This is a genomic window from Nocardioides sp. (assembly GCF_035429765.1).
GTDB lineage: Bacteria > Actinomycetota > Actinomycetes > Propionibacteriales > Nocardioidaceae > Nocardioides.
Window position 1 is genome coordinate 1 of the sequence record NZ_DAOMFK010000204.1, and the last position, 5557, is coordinate 5557.

The following is a 5557-nucleotide window of genomic DNA, read 5'->3' on the forward strand; positions in this document are numbered from 1 at the left end:
GCCCTTCACGATCGCGGGCGAGGGGATTCGCGAGGCGGCGCAGTACGTGCTCCTGAAGGAGCAGATCGGCGGCGCCGAGGCGATCGTCTCGGCGGCGCTCGGCTTCTGGGCAGCGGAAGCGCCGACGATGCTGGGATTCCTGTTCTGGTGGGCGCGGGGCGCGGCCCTGGGCGGGCAGCGCACGCCGCACGCCTGGGTGTTCCGGCGGTTCGTCCGGCCCCGGCTGGCCCCGCCGGCCGAGCTCGAGGACGCGGCGCCGCCGCGGTTCGCCCAGGCCGTCGGCCTGGCCTTCGCCCTGGTCGGCCTGCTCGGCTTCCTGACCGGCGCCACCGCGCTCGGCCTGGTGGCCACCGGCCTCGCCCTCGGTGCGGCGCTGCTCAACGCGGTCTTCGGCCTCTGCCTCGGCTGCGAGATGTACCTGCTCGGCCGTCGCGTGCTCGGCCGTCGCCAGAGCGGTACGCCGCGCCGGCCGGCCGCCCGCGTCGGCTGACCCTCCCTTCCCTCCCTCTCCGTGCGTCGGCACGCTGCCGACGCGCCCCCACCCCAGGAGCATCCCCATGACCCGTGAAACCTCTCTCGTCACCGCCCAGTGGGTCGAGGACCACCTCGACGACCCGCAGGTCGTCCTCGTCGAGGTCGACGAAGACACCGGCGCCTACGACAAGGGCCACCTCGCCGGCGCCGTCAAGCTCGACTGGACGACCGACCTGCAGGACCAGGTCCGTCGCGACTTCGTCGACCGCGAACGCTTCGGCGAGCTGCTCTCCGAGCGCGGCATCGGCAACGACCACACCGTCGTGCTCTACGGCGGCAACAACAACTGGTTCGCCGCCTACGCGTACTGGTACTTCACCCTCTACGGCCACGCTGACGTGCGGCTGCTCGACGGCGGCCGCAAGAAGTGGGAGCTGGACTCGCGGGCCCTCACCGCCGAGGTCCCGCAGCGCCCGCGCACGACGTACGTCGCCCGCGAGCAGGACCTCTCGCTGCGCGCCTTCCGCGACGAGGTCGTCGCCGCGATCGGGACGCAGAACCTGGTCGACGTGCGCAGCCCCGACGAGTACGCCGGACGGCTGCTCGCCCCGGCCCACCTCCCGCAGGAGCAGGCGCAGCGGGCCGGGCACGTCCCGACCGCGGTGAACGTGCCGTGGAGCAAGGCCGCCAACGACGACGGGACGTTCCGCAGCGACGAGGAGCTGCGTGCGCTCTACACCGATGCCGGGCTGGACTGGAGCCGGGACACCATCGCCTACTGCCGCATCGGCGAGCGCTCCTCGCACACCTGGTTCGTGCTCCAGGAGCTGCTCGGGCAGGAGAACGTGAAGAACTACGACGGCTCGTGGACCGAGTACGGCTCGCTGGTCGGCGTCCCCGTGACGCTCGGCGACGAGCGGGGCGAGGCATGAGCACCCCCTCCGGGTGCGCGGGTCCCTCCGCCGCGGACGGGGGCCGCGCATGAGCTGCGGGGCGCCCGAGGGCGGGCTGGACCTGGCCGGGGTGAACGTGGCCCGCGAGGCGGTGATCCAGGGCCGGGTGACCCGCGCCGGCGAGCCGGTGGCGGGGGCCTACGTGCGGCTGCTCGACCGCAGCGGGGAGTTCACCGCGGAGGTCCCCACGTCGGCCGGCGGGGAGTTCCGCTTCTTCGCCGGCGACGGCGCGTGGACGCTGCGCACCCTCGCCCCCCGGGCCGACGTGGTGGACACGCCGGTGGTGGCCTCGGTCGGGTCGGTCGCCGAGGTGGCGATCACGCTCTGACTCCGCCGGGGACCGGCTACTGGTGCGTACGACGTACCAGCCGCGTCGTACGCACCAGTAGTCTCCGGCGGGGGTCGGCCAGCCGCGTCGTACGCACCAGTAGTCTCCGGCGGGGGGCCGGCCACAGCTCAGCGCTCCAGCAGCACCGTGACCGGCCCGTCGTTGACCGACGACACGGCCATGTCCGCCCCGAACACCCCTCGGGCGACCCTCGCCCCGAGCCGCTCCAGCTCGTCGCACACCGCGGCGTACACCGGCTCCGACACCGCCCCCGGCGCGGCCGCCTGCCAGGTCGGCCGACGGCCCTTGCGCGCGTCGCCGTACAGCGTGAACTGGCTGACCACGAGCACCGGCGCGCCGACCTCGGCGGCCGACCGCTCCTCGCGCAGGATCCGCAGGTCCCAGATCTTGCGGGCCATCCACTCGACCTCGGCGGGGCCGTCGTCGTGGGTGACGCCGAGGTACACCAACAGGCCCGGTCCGGCGAGGGAGCCGACAACCGTCCCGTCAACCTGCACGCTGGCCTGAAGAACTCGTTGCACCACGGCTCTCATCGGGAATTCTTCCTGTCTCGGCGTTTCGCGTCGCGCGCCGAGTCTGCCACGATGACCCCATGGCCACCGCGACCTCCCTGCCTGCCGACCGGCTCCTGATCACCGTCGCCCCCACGGGCGCGGAGACGCTCAAGGACGACTGCCCGCAACTGCCGACCACGCTGGAGGAGCTGGTGGCTACCGCGGTCGAGTGCGAGGCCGCGGGCGCGGGCATCATCCACGTCCACATCCGCGACGCCGAGCACCGCCCCACCCTCGACCTCGGACGGCTCACCGACACCGTGGCCGCGCTGCGCGAGGCCACCACGCTCGTCGTCCAGCTGTCCACCGGCGGCTCGGTGCACGACCCGCTCGAGCGCCGGCTGAAGGTCCTCGACGCCGGCCCCGACTCCTGCAGCCTCACCATGGGCACCACCAACTTCGGCGACGACGTCTTCACCAACCCCTGGCCGTTCGTCTGCGAGCTCTACCAGCTCAGCCAGGAGCGCCAGGTGGTTCCGGAGTTCGAGCTGTTCGACCTGGGGCACGTGCACGCGCTGCACCGGCTCCTGGACAGCTACGGCCTGCCGTACGGCGGCCGGGTGCACTGCGACTTCGTGATGGGGGTGCCCGGCGGCATGCCCGGCACCGCCGACGCGCTCGTCGCCGGCGTCGCCGCGCTGCCCGAGGCGGTGACCAGCTGGTCGGCCACCGGGGTCGGCCGGTCCACGCTGCCGGTCGCCCTGGCCGCGCTGTCCAAGGGCGGTCACCTGCGGGTCGGCATGGAGGACGTGCTCACCCTGCGCAAGGGTGTCCCGGTCGAGAGCAACCGGCAGCTGGTCGAGCGTGCCGCGGAGCTGGCCGTCCTGGCCCAGCGCACCCCGATGAGCACCGACGAGGCGAGGGTGCTGCTCGGTCTGGCGGGCTGAGACGGCGGCGCAGGTGCGATGAGGAAGGCGTTCGCGACCCCCGGCTTCCCGCGCCTCTTCGGGGCGCTCGCCGCCTCCATGTGCGGCGACTCGATCATGCTGCTGGTCCTCAGCATGTGGGTGAAGACGCTCACCGGCTCCAACGCCCTGGCCGGCCTGACCTTCTTCTTCATGGTCATCCCCTCGCTGTTCGGACCGGTGCTGGGCGTGTGGGTCGACCGGGTACGCCGCCGGCCGCTGCTGGTCTGGGGCAACCTCGCCTCGGCGGCGATGGTGCTCCCGCTGCTGGCGGTGCGGGACGCCTCCGACGTGTGGCTGATCTGGCTGGTCTCCTTCTTCTACGGCGTCTCGATGGTCGTCCTGCCCGCCGCGCTGAACGGCCTGCTCAAGGAGCTGGTCCCCGAGGACCTGCTGGTCGACGCGAACGCGTCGATCCAGACCACCAAGGAGGCGTTCCGGCTCTTCGGGCCGCTGGTCGGGGCGGGGCTGTTCGGTTGGCTCGGCGGCGGCGCGGTCGCCCTTGTGGACGCCGCGAGCTTCGTGGTCGCAGCCGCGGTGATCGCCACCATCGTGGTGAGCGAGCCGGCCCCGGTGCGCGACGGCGCGGACTTCTGGAGCCAGCTCGTCGAGGGGGTCCGGCACCTGGCCACCGACCGGGTGCTGGGCCACGTGCTGATCGGGTTCGCCCTGTGCATGCTGGTGCTGGGCTTCCTGGAGGCCTCGATCTACGCCGTCCTCGACGCGTTCGGCAAGCCCCCGACGTACGCCGGGGTGTTCGTCACCGTCGAGGGCGTCGGCGCCGTGACCGGGGGGCTGCTTGCCGGACCGCTGATCCGCCGCGTCGGCGAGGTCGGCGCCCTCGTGGTCGGCCTGGTGGTGCTCGCGGCCTCGATGGCGGGGATCGCCGGGGTGTCCACGATCCCGGCGCTGCTCGGCTTCGCCGCGGTGACCGGGCTCTCGCTCCCGGTGCTGATGGTCGGCTACATGACGCTGATCCAGAAGCGCACGCCCGCCCCGCTGATGGGCCGGGTCTCCACCGCCGCCGAGGTCGTCATGTCGCTGCCGAGCGCGATCTCGCTCGCCCTCGGCGCCCTGCTCGTGTCCCTGCTGGACTACCGGCTGATCTTCCTGATCGTCGCGGCGGTCACCCTGCTCGGGGCGCTGCACATCGGCTTCTGGCTGCGGGGACAGATCCGCGACGACGTACGCCGCCGGCCGGCGCTGGTGGAGTGAGCCGGGCCGCTAGGAGGCCGAGGCGGGGAACCGCGCGCGCAGGGCGTCGGCCCCTGGGCCGGAGAGCTCCGGCAGCACGACGTACCGACCGGTGACCAGCATCAGCAAGGCCTGGCTGGTGGCTTCCACGACCGGGCCCTCCCCGGCCTGCCAGGGCTGGTCGGTCGCGGCGAGGGTGAACCCGCGCAGCCGCTTCTTCGTGCCGAAGGGCCAGTTCAGCTCCCACGCCCGCTGCGCCGCGGTGATCGCCGCCTGCGGGGGCATCTCGCGGGTGCGGCCGAGGGGGACCACCATGTCCTGGCCGTGCACGAGCGCGTCCAGCATCGGCTCGACCTCACTGACGAACGGCGCCGTCCTGCGTGAGCCGACCATGGCCCGGAGCAGCCGGGGGTACTCCTCCACCGGGCGCTGCGCCTGCGTCAGCGCCGTCTGGTGGACCATCCGGTTGAAGCTCCCGCGCGCCCGGACCACGGGGCCGAGGGCGTCCCGCAGCCGCATCTGGGCAAGCGTCAGGTGGGCCGCGACGTCGCGCACCCGCCAGCCCGCGCACAAGGAGGGGGTCTCCCACTCCTGCGACGTGAACGTCTCCATCAGCTCCGCCAGCTCGCGCCGCTGCTGGTCGATCGTCCGCCACACCTCGTCGCGGTCCATCGGGCCTCCTTGGTACGATGATCGAACCATAGTGGTTCGATCATCTGACGAATGTCAAGGGGACGCCGATGACCGCTCCCGCGCAGCCGGAGGAGCTCAACCTCGGTCTCCTCTGCTTCATCGCGGCCCGGGCCCTCGAGTCCCGGGTGCTCGCCGAGCTGGCCGTCACGGGCTTCGCGGACCTGACCCCGGCGCAGGGGCGGATCGCCGCCCGGATCGGCCCGGGCGGCACCCGCATCGGGGAGCTGGCCGAGGCCGCCCTGGTCACCAAGCAGACCGCGACCGCGACGGTGGACCGGCTGGAGCGGGCCGGGTACGTCCGGCGGGTCCCCGACCCGGCCGATGCGCGGGCGCGGCTCGTCGTACTGGACGAGCGCGGGGTACAGGCGGTCGCGGTCGCCCGGAGGGTCGAGGCGGAGGTCGAGGCGGAGTGGGTGCACCACCTCGGGCCCCGGA

At 73.2% G+C, this 5557-nt stretch carries 8 protein-coding genes; 6 read left to right on the top strand and 2 right to left on the bottom strand.

From position 1 onward, the window contains the following. Positions 1–46 precede the first annotated feature (46 nt). The 3 genes from PLP61_RS14435 (at position 47) to PLP61_RS14445 (ending at position 1755) form a co-directional block, all read left to right on the top strand. Positions 47–490, top strand: coding sequence for a DUF4395 domain-containing protein (locus PLP61_RS14435; protein WP_502889070.1), 444 nt, complete (start codon positions 47–49; stop codon positions 488–490). A 67-nt stretch (positions 491–557) separates the two neighbouring features. Next, positions 558–1406 (top strand): sulfurtransferase, encoded by an 849-nt coding sequence (locus PLP61_RS14440; RefSeq protein WP_324503449.1) that lies wholly within the window; start codon positions 558–560, stop codon positions 1404–1406. 49 nt (positions 1407–1455) lie between these two features. Beyond that, positions 1456–1755 carry a DUF1416 domain-containing protein gene (locus tag PLP61_RS14445; RefSeq protein ID WP_324503450.1) on the top strand — a complete coding sequence of 100 codons (300 nt, stop codon included), beginning with the start codon at positions 1456–1458 and terminating at the stop codon, positions 1753–1755. A 128-nt stretch (positions 1756–1883) separates the two neighbouring features. On the opposite strand, the gene dtd is transcribed toward PLP61_RS14445, so the two are convergent. Next, positions 1884–2309: a D-aminoacyl-tRNA deacylase gene (gene dtd, locus PLP61_RS14450; protein WP_324503451.1), complete on the bottom strand. Its 426-nt coding sequence runs from the start codon at positions 2307–2309 to the stop codon at positions 1884–1886. Between the two features lie 59 nt (positions 2310–2368). On the opposite strand from dtd, the gene PLP61_RS14455 reads away from it, so the two are divergent. Together PLP61_RS14455 and PLP61_RS14460 are read left to right on the top strand one after the other, a co-directional pair. Next, entirely contained in the window at positions 2369–3217 is an 849-nt protein-coding gene (locus PLP61_RS14455) for a beta-keto acid cleavage family enzyme (RefSeq protein WP_324503452.1), read from the top strand. Positions 3218–3235: 18 nt separating this feature from the next. After that, on the top strand, positions 3236–4450 hold the full coding sequence (locus tag PLP61_RS14460) for an MFS transporter (RefSeq protein ID WP_324503453.1): 1215 nt from the start codon (positions 3236–3238) through the stop codon (positions 4448–4450). 9 nt (positions 4451–4459) lie between these two features. On the opposite strand, the gene PLP61_RS14465 is transcribed toward PLP61_RS14460, so the two are convergent. Next, positions 4460–5101 carry a maleylpyruvate isomerase family mycothiol-dependent enzyme gene (locus PLP61_RS14465; protein WP_324503454.1) on the bottom strand — a complete coding sequence of 214 codons (642 nt, stop codon included), beginning with the start codon at positions 5099–5101 and terminating at the stop codon, positions 4460–4462. Positions 5102–5169: 68 nt separating this feature from the next. On the opposite strand from PLP61_RS14465, the gene PLP61_RS14470 reads away from it, so the two are divergent. Next, positions 5170–5557 (top strand): MarR family winged helix-turn-helix transcriptional regulator (locus PLP61_RS14470; RefSeq protein WP_324503455.1); only part of this gene is annotated, 388 nt, incomplete at its 3' end.

What these genes read in the sequence shown, in the direction of transcription:
- PLP61_RS14440 (WP_324503449.1), top strand. Translation starts at nt 558, where the DNA reads ATGACCCGTGAAACCTCTCTCGTCACCGCCCAGTGGGTCGAGGACCAC.
- PLP61_RS14445 (WP_324503450.1), top strand. Translation starts at nt 1,456, where the DNA reads ATGAGCTGCGGGGCGCCCGAGGGCGGGCTGGACCTGGCCGGGGTGAAC.
- dtd (WP_324503451.1), bottom strand. Translation starts at nt 2,309, where the DNA reads ATGAGAGCCGTGGTGCAACGAGTTCTTCAGGCCAGCGTGCAGGTTGAC.
- PLP61_RS14455 (WP_324503452.1), top strand. Translation starts at nt 2,369, where the DNA reads ATGGCCACCGCGACCTCCCTGCCTGCCGACCGGCTCCTGATCACCGTC.
- PLP61_RS14460 (WP_324503453.1), top strand. Translation starts at nt 3,236, where the DNA reads ATGAGGAAGGCGTTCGCGACCCCCGGCTTCCCGCGCCTCTTCGGGGCG.
- PLP61_RS14465 (WP_324503454.1), bottom strand. Translation starts at nt 5,101, where the DNA reads ATGGACCGCGACGAGGTGTGGCGGACGATCGACCAGCAGCGGCGCGAG.